Here is a 17,912-nt window from a genome sequence, read left to right on the forward strand (position 1 = left end):
CAGACCCGAAGACACTCGGCCATCGGCTATATCAGCCCGGTCGAGATGGAGCTAAAATCGGCTTGATCCATGTCCACTTTTTTGGGGGAAGATCAGTATCTTTCCGCGGGTCGCAGTCTGGATTGCTTCGCTTCGCTCGCAATGACGGAGGACGCGGCGTGCCATCCCTCACATCATCCCGCTCTCTTCCTCTTCCGCCTGCTCGATCAGCGTCTCGCTCACCATGACCTCGCGGCGGGGGACGACGAAGATCATCGTGCAGGCGCAGAGCAGGGAGATCGCCAGCACCGCGGCGGTGAGCGGCAGCGTGGTCGCGGAATGGCCGCCGAGATAGGCGCCGAATTGCGACATGAGCGCGCCGATGCCCTGCTGGAGAAAGCCCATCGCACCTGATGCGGTGCCGGCGGCCTCGGGACGGACGCTGATCGCGCCGGCGGCCGAGTTCGCCATCACGAAAGCATTGCCGACCATCACGATCATCTGCGTGCCGAACAGCCAGGCGGGTGCCTCGTTCCAGCCGGTGAAACTCCACAGCAGGTTCAACAGGCTGCCGCAAAGCTGGAGCGCGAGGCCGAACCAGATCAACTTCTCCAACGAGTGCCTGGGCGCGAAGCGCACGCAGAGCAGATTGCCGACGAGATAGGCAAAACCCGTCGTCGCGAACCACGCGCCGTATTCAGCGCTGGTCCTGCCCATCTGCGTCACCACGATATAGGGGCCGCCGCCGGCGAAGGTGAAGATGATCTGCGAGGCCAGCACCTGGCACATCACGTAGCCGACGAAGGCGCGGTTGCGGATCAGGATGCCGACATCGCCGCGAAAGCCGCTGCCGGCGGCGCGGTCTCGGCGGGTCTCGGGCAGCGCGAATGCGATGCCGATGGCGACAATGATCGCGGCGACGGTGATGGCGTAGAAGATCGCGCGCCAGCCGAACGCGGTTTCGATCAGGCCGCCGCTGAGCGGGGAGACCATCTGCCCGATCATGAGCGCCGCGACCACGAGGCTGATCATCGAGGCGACGCGATCGCGCTCGTAGATGTCGCGGATGATGGCGCGGCTCACCACCATGCCGGCGGCGCCGCCCAGCGCCTGGAAGAAGCGCGCGGCGATCAGCTGCGGTAGGGTTTCCGCGAAGATGCAGGCGACGCTGGCGACTACCATCAGCGCCAGTCCTCCGAGCAGCACCGGTCGTCGCCCGAAACGGTCCGACAGCGGGCCCATGATGAGTTGCGACAGCGCGATGCCGACCATGTACAGTGAGACTGTCATCTGCGCGACCGAGATGTCGCTGCCAAAGGTCGTCGCCAGTACCGGCAGCGCCGGAACCAGCATGTAAAGCGAGATCGGCGCGATGCCGGTCATGACGACGAGCAGCAGCAAAACCACGCGCGAGGTCGCGAGGTTGTGTTGCGCCGTTTCCGGCGGCTTGCTGATCATGCCGTGCATGCGTGTCCGTCTCGCAGAAATTCGAATCGGACTGTAGCGCGCTCGCACAAGACGCATATCGGCGTTTCGGAATGCGGCTATACGGATTCCGGGACGGTTATAATGGCGGCGCGATGAGGACGGATTTGGCGCGCTGCTCGCGTCAAAAACTCGGTATCATCGCCCGGCTTGACCGGGCGATCCAGTACGCCGCGGCGTCTCCGCATACGTTTGCTGTCTCTGGAATACTGGATTCCCCGCCTTCGCGGGGAATGACAGCGGGGGTGGAAATGAGCATTGCGCAAATCGCGTGGTGCTATGCGTCGAGACCGTGAACGACGCGCTTACGCCTTCAACTCCGCCGTGGCCTGGTCCAGCCAGGCCTTCGTCGTCGCGTCCAGCGCCGGCCGCACCTCGGTCCTGACGCGCGCGTGGTAGGCGTTGAGCCAGTCGAGTTCGTCCTTGCCCAGCATGCCGACATCGATCAGCCGGCGGTCGATCGGCGCCAGGGTCAGCGTCTCGAACGCGTTCATCGATTTTTCCGCGCCCTTGATGTCGGCAGCGACCACCAGTTCGAGGTTCTCGATGCGGATGCCGAAACCGTCGGTCTTGTAGTAGCCGGGCTCGTTGGACAGGATCATGCCGCGCTTCAGCGGCGTGGTGCCGAGCTTCGATATCCGCGCCGGTCCTTCGTGCACCGAGAGATAGCTGCCGACGCCGTGGCCGGTGCCATGCTCGAAATCGACGCCGGCGGCCCAGAGATATTGCCGTGCCAGTGTGTCGAGCTGCGCGCCGGTGGCGCCATCGGGAAATATCGCCCGCGCGATCGCGATGTGACCGCGCAGCACACGCGTGAAGCGGTCGCGCATCTCGTCGGTGGGCTCGCCCACGGCCATGGTCCGGGTGACGTCGGTGGTGCCGTCTTCGTATTGTGCACCTGAATCGATCAGCAGCAGATCGCCGGGTACGATCCGCCGGTTGCTCTTGCGGGTGACGCGGTAGTGCACGATCGCGCCATTCGGGCCGGTGCCCGATATGGTCGGGAACGACACATCCTTCAGTGCGCCGGTATCGCGGCGGAACGTCTCCAGCGCCTCGACCGCGTCGATCTCGGTGAGCTTGCCGCTTGCCGCCTCGCGGTCGATGAAGGCGAGGAAGCGTGCCAGCGCTACGGCGTCGCGCCGGTGCGCCGTTTGCGTGCCCTTGATCTCGGTCGTGTTCTTGACCGCCTTGAGCAGCGCGATCGGATCGCTGCCGCGCACCGGCTTGCCGCCAGCACCCGTGATCAACCGGCTGAGGGCGTCGGCCGCGGTCGCATTGTCGAGCGCGATCGATCCACCGCTCTTGGCGAGCGCCATCAGCGTTGGCGCCATTGCATCGGGCTCGCGCACCTCGGCGGACTGCTCGAGATGGTCGCGGGTCAAATTTGAGAGCTTGCGGTGATCGATGAAGATGGTGGGACGACCGTCCTTCGGCACCAGCGCATAGGACAGCGGCAGCGGCGTATGCGCGACGTCGGCGCCGCGGATGTTGAAGGTCCAGGCCACGGCATGGCTGTCGGACAGCACCAGCGCATCGACGCCGAGCTTGCCGATCTCGCTCCTGATCTGCGTCAGCTTCTCGGCTTCAGTCACGCCGGCATGTTGCATCCCGTGCACCGTGACCGGCGCAATCGGCGGCTGTGGCCGGTCCTGCCAGATCGCATCGACCGGATTGCTGTCGACGGCGACCAATTCGGCACCGGCCTTGGCGCAGGCGGCGGACAAACGCTCGGCTGCCGCAAAAGTGTGCAGCCACGGATCAAATCCTAGGCGGTCGCCGGCCTTCAGGTGTGCCGATATCCAGCTTTCCGGCGGGGGATCGATCAGAGATTCCACGGCCCACGCCCTTGAATCGACCTGCTTGGCCGCCTGGATCGTGTAGCGACCATCGACGAACAATGCGGCCTCGTGCGTCAGCACCACCGCCAGTCCCGCCGAGCCCGTAAAACCGGTCAGCCAGGCCAAACGCTCTTCCGACGGCGGCACGTACTCATTCTGCTGCTGATCGGCGCGTGGAATCACGAAACCGGTCAGCTTGCGGCGGGCGAGTTCTTCACGGAGCGCGGCCAGCCGCGCCGTCAATGCGACGCCGGCCTCGGGCTCCTCGAATGTCTGGAAGTGCGCTTCGAACATGGTGGATCACTTTAGGATCATGCGGATCAGTCCGCAATGTAGACGCATTTGAGGTCGCATCTGGCATGGACTGTGCTTGAACAGTTCCATTCGAATTGAGTGGAGTACAGGATGCGGCAGTTGCGCTTCGTCCGGATAACAGGGAAATTCGAGCAAGTTGTTCATCTCAACGACGAGGGGACACTCGATGCCAGCGTTCACGTTTGAGAAGATTACGCCGCCGGTGCGCCGCGCCCCGGCTCCGGCAGCACCGAAGAAACCGCGCGGCCTCATCAACCAGATGATCGACCGTTTCGCTGAACGCCGCGCGAGGCGCGCCTCGCAGGCCGAGCGCGCGATGCGCCGGGACGAGAAGGCCGCAAAGTAGCGGCACCTACGGCAGCCCCCCGACTCACCCCATCTTCCGCAGCAACAGGCTGCTCCACCCCTCGATCCGCAAGTGCTTCAGAGGCACGAGGCCGCGCGCGCGGTAGGCGGCGATCACGGCGGGGACCTGGGGCGTCAACAGGCCGGAGAGGATGACGCGCCCGCCAGGTGCGAGGTGCCGCGTCAACGGGCCCGCCAATTGCCGTAACGGATTGGCAAGGATGTTGGCCAGCACCAGGTCGAACGGGCCGCATCTGCCGAAATCAGCCGCCGCGAAGCCGGTGGCGCGGATTGCTCGCACATGGTGACCGACCTCGTTCAACGCGGCGTTCTCGGCTGCCACCTTGACCGAGGCCGGGTCGATGTCGGAGGCCAGCACCGCGCGATGCAGCACCTTCGCCGCCGCTATCCCCAGCACGCCGGTCCCGGTGCCGAGGTCGAGCACGCGGCCGGGCCGGGTGCTTTTCAGGACATGGTCAAGCAGGAGTAAACAGCCGCGCGTGGTACCGTGATGGCCGGTGCCGAAGGCGAGAGCCGCCTCGATCTCGACGGCGAGCTTGTTCGGCGCCACGCGGTCGCGATCATGGCTGCCGTGGACGACGAAGCGTCCGGCCGGCACCGGGACGAGATCTTCCAGGCTCGCCTTGACCCAGTCCCTGGCTTCGACGGTGTCGAAGGCCAGCGTGTCCGCGATCTCATTTCCTGCTGCGGTTGCAACGAGTTCGCGCAGCCAAGCCCGGTCCGGCGCGTTCGCGAAATGCAGCGCAACGTCCCACTGTCCGTTCGGCTGTTCGAAGGCGGCGACCGCCGCATCGTCCTCGAAGAACATTTCGGTTAGGACGTCGACAATGCGCCTGGCGGCGATCTCGCCGCCGATCGAAAAACTGGCGCGATGGGTGGGGGAAGGCTGCATTCTCTGGTTTCCGTCCGGTTCAATTTTTGGAACTTTTGTTCCCGATTTTTCGCATAACTTGCATTCACGAGGTTAACCCGACCTCAGGTTGTGCCACGTAGATTTGCGGGTGTTGGGCAACCCACACAGTTCGAAATGGAATAGGAGGCGAGACTTGAAGCGCATGATTTTGAAGTTCTGGACCGACGATTCAGGTGCAACCGCAATCGAGTACGGCCTGATTGCAGCCGGTATCGCGCTGGCGATCATCACCGTGGTGAACGGCCTGGGCACCACCCTGAACGACAAGTTCACTTCGATTAGCAGCTCCTTGAAGTAATTTCCGCCTTCCATTTCCCGGCGAGGCCAATTCTCCATACGACTGCTTTCGAGCCGCGCCCGTCGGGGGAATTGCCCCCTGGCGGGCGAAGTCGTTTTTGGGAATTGGCTTGCACAGAATGCCCACAGGCTATCCGCTGGTTTTTCCGGACTTTGTCCACGGATTATCCCGCCGTTCATCCCCGGATTTTCCACCAATTTGTACCAAGCTTGGAGGGGCGTAACCCAGCGCCCTTTCACAGCTCTGCCAACAGGCTGTCCACAGCTTATCCACGGGCTTATCCACGACTTCCGAACAGCGACCGGTGATCCCTCAGGATTGCCTGCGCGGCGTTGTGGCCGGGCGCGCCGGTGACGCCGCCGCCGGGATGGGCGCCGGAGCCGCAGTGATAGAGGCCCCTCACGGGTCCGCGATAATCGGCGTGGCCCAGCATCGGCCGGGCCGAGAACAGCTGGTTCAGCGTCAGCGCACCGTGGAAGATGTCGCCGCCGAGCAGGCCGAACTGCCGTTCGAGATCGAGCGGTGACAGGATTTGGCGGCCGAGCACGCTGGTCGCAAAACCCGGCGCGTATTTGTCCACCGTCGCGATCATGAGGTCGGCGACCTCGTCGCGATGGTCGTCCCACGACTTTCCATCGGGAAGCTCCGGCGCGACATGCTGGCAGAACAGGCTCGCGACATGTTGTCCTGCGGGCGCGAGCGTATCGTCGAGCGTCGAGGGGATCAGCATTTCCACGACGGGCTCTCGGCTCCAGCCGTGCGCGCGGGCATCGAGAAAGGCGCGGTCCATGTAGCCGAGACTGGGAGCCAGGATGATGCCGGAGGTGAGATGATCGCCGACGCCCGGCAGTGCCGTGAAGGAGGGCAGGCGGTCCAGTGCCACGTTCATGCGGAAGGTGCCGGAGCCGTTCTTCCAGTGCCGGATGCGGTCGAGAAAGTTTTGGGGAAGCGCATCGGCGGCGACCAGCCGCGTATAGAGCAGCTTCGGATTGACGTTGGATGCGACATATCTCGCGCGGATGGTCGTGCCGTTCTCCAGCGCTACGCCGACCGCGCGGTCGCGCTCGAGGATGACCTCGCGCACGCCTGCATCGGTGTCGATCACGACGCCGCGGTCGCGTGCGGCGCGCGCCATGGCCTGCGTGATCGCGCCCATGCCGCCGATGGCGTGACCCCAGACGCCCTTCTTGCCGTTCACCTCGCCAAACGCGTGATGCAGCATCACATAGGCCGAGCCCGCGGCGTAAGGGCTGGCATAATTGCCGACGATGGCATCGAAGCCGAACAGCGCCTTGATCAGATCGTGCTCGAAACGTTCGTCCAGCATCTCGCCAGCCGAGCGGGTGAAGAGATCGAGCAGGCTGCGGCTCTGCTCCAGCGACAGCCCGCGCAGGATATTGGCGCTCTGGAATGCGTTCACGGCCTCGCGGATCGATGCCGTGCCGAAACCATCGAGCAGGTTGGGCGGCGCGCGCAGCACGAACTGCCGAAGCACGTCGGCGATATCTTCCAGCTCGCGCGAAAACCCGTCGAGCGCGTTTGCGTCGCGCGCGCTCAGCCGTGCGACGGACGCCTGCGTCCGCCCCTCGCCGGTGAGAAGATAGCTGCCGTCTGCCGCGGGCAGAAAATTCTGCGCGCGCCGTTCGACGATCCTGAGGCCCTGTTCGGCCAGCTTCAAGTCGCGGATCACCTGCGGATTGAGCAGGCTCACAGTGTAGGCCGCGACCGAATTGCGGAAGCCCGGATGAAATTCCTCCGTGACCGCGGCCCCGCCGACCACCTTGCGGCGCTCGACCACGCGCACGCGCAAGCCGGCCATCGCGAGATACGCCGCGCAGGTGAGGCCGTTATGGCCAGCGCCGATGATGATGACGTCGGTTTCGGTCATGCGCCCCTGGTGCTGTCATTCCGGGATTCGCGAAGCCCGAACTGTGGTGCGGGCTCCGCACCGGAGAATCTCGAGGTTCCGGGTTCGATGCTGCGGCCGCGCTTCGCGGTCCCGTCGCATCGCCCGGCACGACCGTCTTATATCAAGCATTTCCCGCTGCAACATCACGAGACCCTTTATTGCCCGTTCAGGCGCCTTGTGCTCCATTGCGCGCGCCCGGCACCCGCCGGGATTATGCCGGAGCTTCCATGGATTCGATCGTGCAACCCGCCGCCACGGAGCAGTCATCCTCGTCACGCAACCGGCTGCTGCTGACGGTCTACACCGCAGCGATCTTCGTCAGCGCGCTGTTGCTGTTCTCGGTGCAGCCGCTGTTCACCAAGATGGTCCTGCCGCGGCTCGGCGGCTCGCCGGCGGTGTGGTCGGTGGCGATGGTGTTCTTCCAGTCGTTGCTGCTGGCGGGCTACGCCTATGCGCATGTGTTGATGCAGGTGAGGAATCGCATCGTTCCGGTGGTGGTGCATCTCCTGCTGCTGATCGCGGCCTTCGCCACGCTGCCGCTCGGCATCGCGTCCGCCTATGGCGATCCGCCCGCTTCGGGCTACGCGATCTGGCTGCTTGGCCTGTTCGTGATCTCGATCGGACTGCCGTTCTTCGCGCTCGCCGCCAACAATCCGTTGCTGCAGGCCTGGTTCGTCCGCACCGGGCATCCTGCCGGACATGATCCCTATTTCCTCTATGCGTCCTCCAACATCGGCAGCTTCCTCGCCCTGCTGTCCTATCCATTCCTGCTGGAGCCGATGTTCACGCTGCACACGCAGAACCGGCTCTGGACCGGCGGTTACGGCATTCTGATCGTCCTGATCGCCGCCTGCGGCGTGCTGCTGTTGCGCTCGCCGAAGCTCGCCATGGTCGATGTGCGAACCGAGGATTTGAATGCGCCGGCGCCCGGTTTCGTGACGCGGCTGCGCTGGATATTCCTCGCCGGAGTGCCGTCCGGCCTGCTCATCGCCGTCACCGCGCACATCTCGACCGACGTTGCGGCAGCGCCCCTGCTGTGGGTGCTGCCGCTGTCGCTGTATCTCTTGACCTGGGTGGTGGTGTTCCAGTCGCGGCCGCTGCTGCCGCACAAATGGATGCTGATGCTCCAGCCGGTCGCGATCGCGGGCGTCGTCTTCCTGCTGGCGTTCGGCGGCGAACAGAACCTGCTGCTGACGCTCGGCGGCCATCAATTGTGCTTCTTCGTCATCGCGATGGCCTGCCACGGCGAATTGGCGCGGACCCGGCCGGCCGCGAAATATCTCACCGGATTCTATGTCGCGCTGTCGTTCGGCGGCATGGTCGGCGGCCTGTTCGCAGGGCTCGTTGCGCCGTTCACATTCTCCTGGATCGCCGAATATCCGATCCTGGTCGCGCTTGCCGCGCTGTGCCGGCCGCCCGCGAACGAGCGGCTGGCGGGCTTCATCAAATGGTACTGGCTGGCGCTTGCCGCGCTCGCCGTCGTGCTCGTTGCGCCGTCCATGACGACGGGCGGGCTGTCGACCTGGTTCGAGGATCATCGCGTCTGGGTGGCCGGCGGCGTTGGCGTGCTCGCCGCCCTGCTGGCGCTGGCGGTCAACGCCGGCCGCTGGAAGATATTCGCCACCGTCGCGCTCGCGCTGGCGTTGATCCGGGTTTATCCGGCGGATGAAGGCCGCGTCACCACGGTGCGCAGCTTCTTCGGCGTGCACAAGATCGTGGTGACGCCCGGCGGCTATTTCCACGTGCTGATGCACGGCACCACGATCCACGGCGCCGAGCGCTTCCTCAACAATGACGGCACGCCGGTCACCGGACGGCCCGAGCCGATCACCTACTACCACAAGGATGGCGGCATCGGTCAGGCCGTGACCGCGATCCGGGAGCGCAAGGGCGCGCCCTTGAAGGTCGCGGCGATCGGCGTCGGATCGGGCACGCTCGCCTGCGCCGCCGAGCCTAGCGAGAGCTGGACCTTCTTCGAGATCGATCAGTCCATGGTCGACGCGGCAAGCGATCCGAAGAATTTCCGCTATATCTCGAGTTGCATGCCGGGCCTGAAGCCGGTGATCGGCGATGCTCGCCTCACCTTCGCGAAGGAGCCGGACGGCGCCTATGATCTCATCATCGTCGATGCCTATTCGTCGGATGCGATCCCGATCCATCTTGCGACCGAAGAGGCGATGAAGATCTACAAGGACAAGCTCGCTCCGCACGGCGCCGTGGTGATGCACGTGTCCAACCGCCACCTCGATCTCGAGACCGTCGTGGTCGGCATCGCCGATGCCAACGATCTCAAGAGCTGGGTCTACAACGAGGATTCGGGGCGCGATGGCGACTATATCTTCTCGACCGACGTCGTCATCTCCGCCCGCGAGAATGCCGACGTCGGCAGGCTCGCATCGTCGAAATCATGGGAGCAGACCGAAGCCGACGACCGGGTGCGGGTCTGGACCGACGATTACTCCAACATTCTGGGCGCGCTGTACCGGCGTTTGCGGGACGGGGAGTAGGGGCACTTCGTAGCCGGATGGAGCGCAGCGCAATCCGGGACGTTCTTGCCTCGCGGTGATTAACGGCCCCGGATTTCGCTGCGCTCCATCCGGGCTACAGCAGAAAGCCTGCGGCTCGGCCTCACGGCGTCACCGGTGTCCCCGCGGGCAACGCAATTGCCTTCTCGCCCGCGACTTGCCGCAACAAATCGGGCCTGTCGGAGATGATGCCGTCGACGCCGATCTCGATCATCCGCGCCATGTCCTCAGGCTTGTTGACCGTCCAGACCACGACGTGCAGCCCGAGCGCGTGTGCCTCGGCGATCAGCGCCGCGGTCACATCGCCGAAATAGGGCGACCAGATCGCGCCGCCCGCAGCCTTGATGGTTCGGGGCAGCGACCCGCCGTGATCGGCCGGGCTGAATCCCGCCGTCCAATTGGTCGCCTTGTCCAGCGCCACCGTCTGGCTCGAGCCGCGCTGGAGCGTCAGGTACACCGTCGGCATCTTCGATGCCCGCTGCTGGACGAGCAGCAGGGTCCGCCAGTCGAACGACTGGATCATGACGCGGTCGGAGAATTTTTCGGCCTCGATCAGCGCGAGCAGCCTGGTGACGAAAGCTTGCGGATCGAGCGTCTCGTCCGGATGGTTCGGATCGATCTTGGTCTCGATGTTGAAGCGCACCCGATTGTTGCCGGATTTGCGCACCAGCGCGAAAAGTTCGCTCAAGGTCGGAATGCGGGTCCCGGGCACGGCGCGCTGGTCGGGGAATTGCTTTGCGTAAGGGCTGTCCGGACGTATCTGGCCGACGTCGTAGCTCCTGACCTGCTCGAGCCGCAGCTTCACGAAGGGCGTGCCGGGAGCCGCGACATAGGCGCCGCTCGCATCCCGCGTGATATCAGGGTTGAGCCCGCGCTCATGCGAGACGACGACTTCGCCGTCGGCGGTGATGCCGACGTCGAGCTCCAGCGTGTCCACGCCCATCGACAGCGCGTTGGCGAACGCCGGAAGCGTGTTTTCCGGCAGCAGTGCCCGCCCGCCGCGATGGGCCTCGAGATCGAAAGCCGAATCAAATGCCATGGCCGGTCCCGCAATGAGAAGTGACAGTACGGTCAAGATCGTCGCAGCACGTGACGGCATGGCGGCTCATGGGGCAAGCGGAAAGGGATATTTGAACGCATTTGGGCATGTCCGGCCCATAGTATAGGCTTTCGTGGCTGTTGAAACCTTGGGCGGTGGCTTGGGTTGCGGCCGCCGCGAGGGTATGTACTCATGGTCGGCGCCCTGGAATCCTGCCCGTGCAGCAGCAACGCGATCATCGAATTATTCGTAGCCGGCATTTTCGCCGGATGCAGCGCCGGCATTTCATCATCTTCGACGTTTTGCCCTTCGTCGGCACGCTGCTGGCGCTGGTGCTTCTGCTCTACCGCCCGATCGGCGCGGCGGAGCTTGGCCTGTTCGTCGGCTTTTGGCTGGTCACCGGCCTCGGCCTCACCGTCGGCTATCACCGGCTCTTCACCCACCGCGCCTTTGCGACCTCCACGGTGATGAGTGCGATCCTGGTCGTGATGGGATCGATGGCCGGCCGCGGTCCCATGCTGTCCTGGGCGGCAATGCACCGCCGGCACCACGAATTGTCCGATCACGACGGCGATCTGCATTCGCCGCGGCTGCACGGCGAGGGCCCGTTCGGCCGCCTGCGCGGCTTCCTGCACGCGCATTTGACCTGGATGATCGAGCACGATTATCCCAACGTTGCGCACTATGTCCCGGATCTGATGGCGGATCGCAGGCTGGTTGCCGTCAACAGCTACTACTACACTTGGGTCGGTCTCGGCCTGGTGCTGCCGGCCGCGATCGGCGGCGTCGCCACCATGAGCCTGTGGGGCGCGCTGACCGGCTTGCTCTGGGGCGGCGTGGTGCGCATGTTCGTGGTCGAGCAGACCATGTCGGCCATCAACTCCGTGATGCACAGCTTTGGCGCGCAGCCCTTCGTCACCCGCGACGACAATAGCCGCAATCTCGGTGTGATGGCCTGGCTTGCCTGGGGCGAGGGCTGGCACAACAATCACCACGCCTTTCCCTATTCCGCGGCCTTCGGCCTGCGCTGGTTCGAATTCGATCCCGGCTTCATCTTCATCCGCGCCCTGGAAGCGCTCGGATTGGCCTGGGACGTCAAGGTGCCGAGCGAGGAGAAGATTGCGCGACGCATGCTGCGGCAGCCGGGCGACGCTGCGCCCGACCTCGAAACGGGCTGAGCATCATCCGCCGGCTCACGCCGGCGATGGCGCAGCTGAACCGATGCTGTTCAACGACTATCCCTTCCTCCTGGTCTTCCTGCCCGCGGCGCTGCTGATCTATCGCTTGGCCGATCCCTATCCGCATCTGCGCATCGGCGTGCAGGTCGCGCTTTCGCTCGCCTTCTATGCCTGGGGCAGCCCGTCCTTCATCCTGCTCCTGATCGGCTTGATCGTGATCAACTGGCTTGCCTCGGTCGCCTATGGGCGCGTGAAGTGGCCGGCGGTGCTGACGCTGGTGCTCATGCTCGATCTCGCGGTGCTGGCGTTGTTCAAATACGCCAACTTCCTTCTCGCCAATCTCGGTCTGGTGTTGGGTACGACGTTGCCGGTGCTCGATGTCGGACTGCCGCTCGGCATCTCCTTCTTCACCTTCCACCACATCATGTATCTGGTCGACTTGAAGCGCGGGAGGGCGCCGCTCTATGCGCTCGACCGCTACGCGCTCTACATCACCTTCTTCCCGCAGGCGATCGCCGGCCCGCTGGCGCGCTGGTCGGAGGTGATGCATCAGTTCGGCAGGCAGATCTACGTTCCGGGCTGGCAGCGCCAGTTCTGCGTCGCGACCTGCTTCATCGCGATCGGCCTGTTCGAAAAAATCGTGATCGCCGACGGCCTCGCGCATCTGCTCGATCCAATCTACACCCAGGCAGGGAACGGGCCGCTCCCGAGCGGCGACGCCTGGCTTGCCTTCTGCTTCTCCTTCCAGATCCTGTTCGACTTCTCCGGCTATTCCGACATCGCGATCGGCCTCGGCCTGCTGTTCGGCGTACAGCTGCCGTACAATTTCAACGCCCCGCTGCGCTCGACCAATATCCAGGATTTCTGGCAGCGCTGGCACATCACCCTGATGCTGTTCCTGCGCGACTACGTATTCTATCCGCTCGTCAATCTCCGCCTGCTGCCGCGGCACTGGCTTCCCGTACAGTTTTTCGCCGCCATGATGATCACGATGGCGCTGTGCGGCCTCTGGCACGGCGCGAGCTGGACCTTCGTGCTGTGGGGCGTGCTGCACGGGCTTGCGCTGGTCGCCTGCACGTTGTGGCGTCGCTATGGCCCGAATTTCCCGTCATGGCTCGGCTGGGCGCTGACCGTCCTGTTCGTGCTCGCGACCGGCGTAATTTTTCGCGCGGGATCGGTGGAGGCGGCATGGCATGTCTTCGCCGGATTGGTTTCGCCGCTGCCGCTCGAGCGCGGAAAGCATTTGTGGCCGCTGATCGCAGCGCCGCTGTTCGCCTTCCTGCTGCCGGCGAGCCAGGACATTGTGGCGGTGCTCACGCGCCGTCCCAATCCGTGGCTCGCAGGTCTGCTCGGTCTTGGGCTGTTCGCATTGCTGCTTCACATGGGTGGTCGGGATCTCCATGAGTTCGTCTACTTCAAATTCTGAGACCGACCCCGGCTGGGGCCGGAGCTTGCTCGCGTGTCTGGGCACGCTGATCGGCGCTGCGCTGCTGTTGCTCGCACTGATGGTGGCGGTCGATCCCTATGACAGCGGCAAGCTCGGTCTGTTCGGCATCGAGGGCGTCGACAATCGTCTGACCCAGATCACGGCCGCGAGCCGCGCGAGGAATCCGGATTTCAATGCCGCTATCCTGGGTAATTCGACGGCGCAGATGATCGAGCCGACGGAATTGTCGCGCGCGACCGGCCTGCGCTTCGTGCAGCTCTACATGACCGGTGCGTTTCCCCGCCAGGAGCTCGCGGTGCTGTACTTCTTCCTCCGAAATCACAAGGATGTTGGTGCACTGGTGGTCGTGACTGACCCCGGCTGGTGCGCGCATGCACGGGCCAAGGAGGAGGGCGGCGTCCCGTTTCCCGACTGGCTCTACGACAGAAGCGTCGTCACTTACGCTGCACGGCTGATCTCCTGGCAGGCGATCGAGCACGCTTTTCAGCGCATCAGTATCGGGCTTGGTCGCCGACCACGGATGAACCCCGACGGCTTTGTCAGCTATGAGGACATCTGGCCGCCGGGTCAATTCAAGGAAGTCGGCTGGCCCAGGGATCCGGCGCCGTCCTCGTCCACCGAGATGCGGGCGACATTTCCCGAGATCGCTGTGCTCGCAGATACCGTCAGGACATTGTCGGCCGATGTGCCCGTCGTCATCATCGTGCCGCCGACCTTCGCGACCACCGTGCCGAAGCCCGGTACGGAAACCGCCCTGGAGCGCAGCGCCTGCGACGCGGCGCTGAAGAAAGTGGTCGCGGGCCGACCGCGTAGCAATTTCATCAGCTATCGCGTTGACAACGATCTCACGCGCGACCGCGCCAATTTTGCCGACTTCATCCATTATCGCCCCATCCTCGCGCGCAAGATCGAGCAGGGGATCGCTGCGAGCCTGCGCGATGGGGAGAGCGCGAAGATCGATTTCTGAACCGTCTCAGCTGAGCTGCTCGAATCCCCCATCGAGCCAGAGCTTGCGTGCCAGCTTGCGCTGGATCTTGCCGCTGGTGGTCTTCGGCAGAGTGCCGGGCCGGATCAGCGCGATGTGGCGCGCGGAGAGCTCGTGGTTGTCGGCGACGGCCTCGCGAATCCGACCCTTGATGGCTTCGGTGTCGATCGAGTGGCGCGCAGTGCGCTCGATTTCCTGGACGATGACGAGTGTTTCTTCGCCGGTCTCGTCCGGCACCGAGAACGCCGCGCCGCAATTTTCGCGCAAAGCTCGATCGAGCGATTGCACGGTGCGCTCGACGTCCTGGGGATAATGGTTGATGCCACGGATGATGATGAGGTCCTTGATCCGTCCCGTGACGAACAATTCGCCCGTGGCGTCGACGAAGCCGAGGTCGCCGGTGCGCAGCCATGCCCCGTCTTCGGCGGCAATCTGCGCATTGAGCCCCTCGCGCGTCGCCTCGTCGTTGCGCCAATAGGCGCGGGCAATATTGGCGCCGTTCACCCATATTTCACCGACCCGGTCCGCGGGCAGGCGCGTCCGATTGTCCGGGTCCACGATCGCGATCCGTTCGCCGGTGAGCGCGCGCCCGCAGCCGACGGCGATCTGCGTGTCTTCGACGCTGGAAGGCGCTTCCGCCGCATGCGCCTGAAGCGCCGTGCGGCTCAGGCTGCGTGTGACATGACCTCCGCCGCGGCGTCCGCCGGAAATCAGGAGTGTCGCTTCCGCCATTCCGTAGGCGGGATACATCGCGCGCGGATCGAAGCCGTGGGGCGCGAATGTCTGGACGAACCGCTCGATGGTTTCCGCACGCACCGGCTCTGCGCCGTTCAGCGCGATCCTGAGCGAGGACAGGTCGACGCCCTCCATCTGGTCGGCGCGATAGCGGCTGACGCAGAGATCGAAGCCGAAATTCGGGCTGCACGCCACTTCCGCGCGAAAATGCGAGATCGCGCGCAGCCAGCCGAGTGGCCGCTGCATGAACGCATTCGGTGCCAGCAGCACGCAGGTCGCCCCAACATAGAGCGCCTGCAGTGCGTTCAGGATCAGCCCCATGTCGTGATAGAGCGGCACCCAATTGACGTAAGTCGATTGCCGGGTGTTGCCGAGCGCGAGCCGGATCATCTCGAGATTGGCGAGCAGATTGGCGTGGCTCACCATCACGCCTTTGGGCGCGGACGTCGAGCCGGAGGTGTATTGCAGGAAGGCGATGTCGTCCGGCGCCGGCTCGGGTAGTTCGATTGTCTCACCATCGTCCGCGGCGAGATCGACCTCGATCCAGCGAATGTTCTCATGCGCGAAGCGTGCCCGCAGATCACCACGGAGCGCGACGGCCGAATTGGTCAGCGCCACCGCCGGCGTGCAATTGGCGAGGATCGCGGCGCTGGCATCGCGCGCGCTGTTTCGCCGCGGCATCATCATCGGCACGGCGATGATGCCGGCCATCAGACAGCCGAAGAACGCCACCATGAACTCGATGCCGGGCGGAAACACCAGGATGGCGCGGTCGCCGGGACGCGCGGCCACGGTCAGTCGCAACGCGAGCGCGCCCGCGGCATCGTGCAGCTGTCGAAAGCTGAGGGCAGCTTCCTCCGTCCCGCGATCGGAGACGAAGACATAGACGCGGTCGTCGGCCTGCTCCGCCGCACGCCGGGCCAGCAGTGCCACGAGCGAGCGGAAGGTTTCCATGGGTTGCGCCGGCTTCAGCCGCCCTCAGGCGGCGGGGCGGATTGCGCGCTTGTCGGCGAGAAATCGCGACAGCGCCTCAACGGTCGGATGGTCGTAGAAGTCGTCCGTCGATAGTTCGAGGTCGAGCTTCTCCTCGAGTTCCATCATCAGGTAGACCAGCATCGCCGAATCGAGCCCGAGGCGGCTGAATTTCGTGCCGATGTCGACGCGGTCGCTCGAAATTCGCAGGATATTTGCCAGGGCGGTAACGCAGAAATCCGAAATCTGCTCGCGTGTCATGTCATGTCCCAGAAACAATGGGAACGACAATACGGGCGACCCCCTGGTTGTCAATTTGGCCGGAACGCCGCCGCGTCGAAGGTTGTGGACTGTTGCTTCCTTGCGTCGGCCGGTGCCCAATCCGTGCACAGGCCGGCGCTATTTCCTGCGGTCGACTGCGGCAAGCGCCCGTCGCGGCAGCGGCTTTCTGATTTGATTGCCCGGCAACGCCGCGTCCAGATAGCGTCAGTTCTGGTAGTAATAGCCACGCGGTTGGTAAACCTGCCGGGGCTGCGGCTGATAATAGGTGCCGTTGCCCTGATTGTAATATTGCTGCGGCTGCTGCTGGTAGACCTGCGCGTCATAGAGCGGGCGGCTGCCACGCGGCGCCGGGTAGCGCGTGCCGGTGTCGCTGCCATCGGCTGGATAGATGTAATTGTCGTCCTGGGGCATGTAGCGGCGGGCGGGCTGGGCCGTCGGTGCGAGATTCACGGGGTCGCCTGATGTGGCGTACTGCTCCTCGGTCGGCTGCGGTGCGCGGGCGACAGCCGTGGGGTTGCGGCCGCGCGGGTTGCGGGCGAGCGCCACCTGCGACGAGCCGGTCAGCGTCACCGTGGTGTTGAGCACGCCCTGCTGCTGCACCAGCGCGTAGAGCGTCGAGGCGTTCTGCCGCGACAGCCGCACGCAGCCATGAGACGCCGGTGTGCCAAGCCGGCCGACCGAGTCTGTGCCGTGGATGGCGTGCCCGATCTTGGTGAAGAAGATCGAATGCGGCATCGGCGCGTCGTCGAATTCCTTGGAGTAGTGGTCCTCTTCCATGCGGAAGGCACGGAACGCGCCGTTCGGCGTCTCGCGGGAGGGGATGCCTGTCGACACCGGCCAGTGATAGCGCGCGATGCCGTCGACGGCGACGGTCATCTGCTGATTGTCCTTGTCGACGGTGATCTCGACCTTGGCCTGCGCGGCGCCCGCGCTCAAAAGCATCAGGGAGGTGAAAGCAATAAAAAACGAACGCATCTGAGTTCTGGCCTCCGGCCTGTTCACGCTAGGCGCCGCGGCTCTCCGTCCCCCGGCGTGCAATATGCCTGCAATCCGGCTTTCGTTCCAGCGGCCTGCCCGGCCATCGTTAACGTGACGGCGGGCGTTAGCAAGGCCGCTTTGTGCCGCGCCGCCCGTGGCGATGCTGACATTTTCGCGAGCGGGCACGCGTTCACAACGCCGACAATTCGTCACAAAGGCGCAACCATTTGGCCGCGCCCGGCGTTGAAGATGCCTGCCTCGACAGGCGGCGTTCGCCGCCAATTGCCCCTTACACCGTCCCTGGGACCGAAAATGAACAAAGCCCGTATCACCGCCGCGTCATTGCCGGCCGGTTTGCCCGTCCGCCTGCTGTTTGCAGCCGCCGCCATGGCGCTGGCGCTGTTGTCGCTGCCACATGCCGGGCACGCGCAGGGCATCGTGCGCGGCGCCCAGGAAGGTTCTTATGAAGGCAACCGTATCGCCGGTCCTGTGGGCGGCGTGGTCGGTGGCGCGGTCGGCGCCGGTGTTGGCGGGGCCGTGGGAGCAGTCGAGGGTGTGTTCGGCATTCCCCATCGCGGCCACCGCCGCTGCCGCGGCTATTACGACGGATACAACCGCTTCCACTGCTATCGGTAACCCCTGGCGATTCCGGGGCGCGCGCGTGC

The 17,912-nt window shown here is 64.7% G+C and carries 15 protein-coding genes; 7 read left to right on the plus strand and 8 right to left on the minus strand.

Annotation, left to right across the window (positions count from 1 at the left end; all coding sequences use genetic code 11):
* Positions 1-168 precede the first annotated feature (168 nt).
* On the minus strand, positions 169-1,446 hold the full coding sequence (locus ABIB80_RS18155) for a multidrug effflux MFS transporter (RefSeq protein ID WP_007600873.1): 1,278 nt from the start codon (positions 1,444-1,446) through the stop codon (positions 169-171).
* A 323-nt stretch (positions 1,447-1,769) separates the two neighbouring features.
* Positions 1,770-3,599 carry an aminopeptidase P family protein gene (locus ABIB80_RS18160; RefSeq protein WP_007600874.1) on the minus strand — a complete coding sequence of 610 codons (1,830 nt, stop codon included), beginning with the start codon at positions 3,597-3,599 and terminating at the stop codon, positions 1,770-1,772.
* A 187-nt stretch (positions 3,600-3,786) separates the two neighbouring features.
* On the opposite strand from ABIB80_RS18160, the gene ABIB80_RS18165 reads away from it, so the two are divergent.
* Positions 3,787-3,966: a hypothetical protein gene (locus ABIB80_RS18165; RefSeq protein WP_007600875.1), complete on the plus strand. Its 180-nt coding sequence runs from the start codon at positions 3,787-3,789 to the stop codon at positions 3,964-3,966.
* Positions 3,967-3,990: 24 nt separating this feature from the next.
* Here ABIB80_RS18165 and ABIB80_RS18170 read toward each other — a convergent pair whose 3' ends face one another.
* Positions 3,991-4,878 carry a 50S ribosomal protein L11 methyltransferase gene (locus tag ABIB80_RS18170; RefSeq protein ID WP_007600876.1) on the minus strand — a complete coding sequence of 296 codons (888 nt, stop codon included), beginning with the start codon at positions 4,876-4,878 and terminating at the stop codon, positions 3,991-3,993.
* A gap of 163 nt (positions 4,879-5,041) precedes the next feature.
* Between ABIB80_RS18170 and ABIB80_RS18175 the strand changes: the two genes are divergently transcribed.
* Entirely contained in the window at positions 5,042-5,197 is a 156-nt protein-coding gene (locus ABIB80_RS18175; protein WP_007600877.1) for a Flp family type IVb pilin, read from the plus strand.
* A 277-nt stretch (positions 5,198-5,474) separates the two neighbouring features.
* On the opposite strand, the gene ABIB80_RS18180 is transcribed toward ABIB80_RS18175, so the two are convergent.
* Positions 5,475-7,085, minus strand: a complete 1,611-nt coding sequence (locus tag ABIB80_RS18180) for a phytoene desaturase family protein (protein ID WP_007600878.1) — start codon at positions 7,083-7,085, stop codon at positions 5,475-5,477.
* Between the two features lie 248 nt (positions 7,086-7,333).
* Here ABIB80_RS18180 and ABIB80_RS18185 point away from each other — a divergent pair, with 248 nt between their 5' ends.
* Entirely contained in the window at positions 7,334-9,613 is a 2,280-nt protein-coding gene (locus ABIB80_RS18185) for a spermidine synthase (RefSeq protein WP_007600879.1), read from the plus strand.
* A 121-nt stretch (positions 9,614-9,734) separates the two neighbouring features.
* Here the strand turns inward: ABIB80_RS18185 and ABIB80_RS18190 are convergent, their stop codons facing one another.
* Positions 9,735-10,670 carry a glycerophosphodiester phosphodiesterase gene (locus ABIB80_RS18190; RefSeq protein ID WP_245285997.1) on the minus strand — a complete coding sequence of 312 codons (936 nt, stop codon included), beginning with the start codon at positions 10,668-10,670 and terminating at the stop codon, positions 9,735-9,737.
* Positions 10,671-10,888: 218 nt separating this feature from the next.
* On the opposite strand from ABIB80_RS18190, the gene ABIB80_RS18195 reads away from it, so the two are divergent.
* From ABIB80_RS18195 to ABIB80_RS18205, 3 genes are read left to right on the plus strand one after another with little or no spacing between them, the layout of a single operon-like run.
* A complete protein-coding gene (locus tag ABIB80_RS18195; protein ID WP_311985886.1) occupies positions 10,889-11,848 on the plus strand; it encodes an acyl-CoA desaturase in 960 nt (319 codons plus the stop codon).
* The gene (locus ABIB80_RS18200) at positions 11,790-13,274 is read left to right on the plus strand and encodes an MBOAT family O-acyltransferase (protein ID WP_354128118.1); all 1,485 of its coding nucleotides are present in this window, start codon (positions 11,790-11,792) and stop codon (positions 13,272-13,274) included. Before ABIB80_RS18195 ends, ABIB80_RS18200 begins: the two co-directional genes overlap by 59 nt.
* 25 nt (positions 13,275-13,299) lie before the next feature.
* Positions 13,300-14,262, plus strand: a complete 963-nt coding sequence (locus ABIB80_RS18205) for a hypothetical protein (RefSeq protein WP_354128119.1) — start codon at positions 13,300-13,302, stop codon at positions 14,260-14,262.
* A gap of 6 nt (positions 14,263-14,268) precedes the next feature.
* Here ABIB80_RS18205 and ABIB80_RS18210 read toward each other — a convergent pair whose 3' ends face one another.
* The 3 genes from ABIB80_RS18210 to ABIB80_RS18220 all read right to left on the minus strand — a co-directional run bounded on the left by ABIB80_RS18210 (position 14,269) and on the right by ABIB80_RS18220 (position 17,244).
* The gene (locus ABIB80_RS18210; RefSeq protein ID WP_007600884.1) at positions 14,269-15,969 is read right to left on the minus strand and encodes a fatty acyl-AMP ligase; all 1,701 of its coding nucleotides are present in this window, start codon (positions 15,967-15,969) and stop codon (positions 14,269-14,271) included.
* Positions 15,970-15,993: 24 nt separating this feature from the next.
* A complete protein-coding gene (locus tag ABIB80_RS18215; protein WP_018454262.1) occupies positions 15,994-16,248 on the minus strand; it encodes an acyl carrier protein in 255 nt (84 codons plus the stop codon).
* Between the two features lie 225 nt (positions 16,249-16,473).
* The gene (locus ABIB80_RS18220) at positions 16,474-17,244 is read right to left on the minus strand and encodes a L,D-transpeptidase (protein WP_007600886.1); all 771 of its coding nucleotides are present in this window, start codon (positions 17,242-17,244) and stop codon (positions 16,474-16,476) included.
* A 315-nt stretch (positions 17,245-17,559) separates the two neighbouring features.
* Here ABIB80_RS18220 and ABIB80_RS18225 point away from each other — a divergent pair, with 315 nt between their 5' ends.
* Positions 17,560-17,883 (plus strand): hypothetical protein, encoded by a 324-nt coding sequence (locus ABIB80_RS18225; protein ID WP_007600887.1) that lies wholly within the window; start codon positions 17,560-17,562, stop codon positions 17,881-17,883.
* The last annotated feature ends 29 nt before the right edge of the window (positions 17,884-17,912 follow it).

Origin of the sequence: Bradyrhizobium sp. i1.15.2, assembly GCF_040548425.1 — a bacterium.
Classification (GTDB): Bacteria; Pseudomonadota; Alphaproteobacteria; order Rhizobiales; family Xanthobacteraceae; genus Bradyrhizobium; species Bradyrhizobium canariense.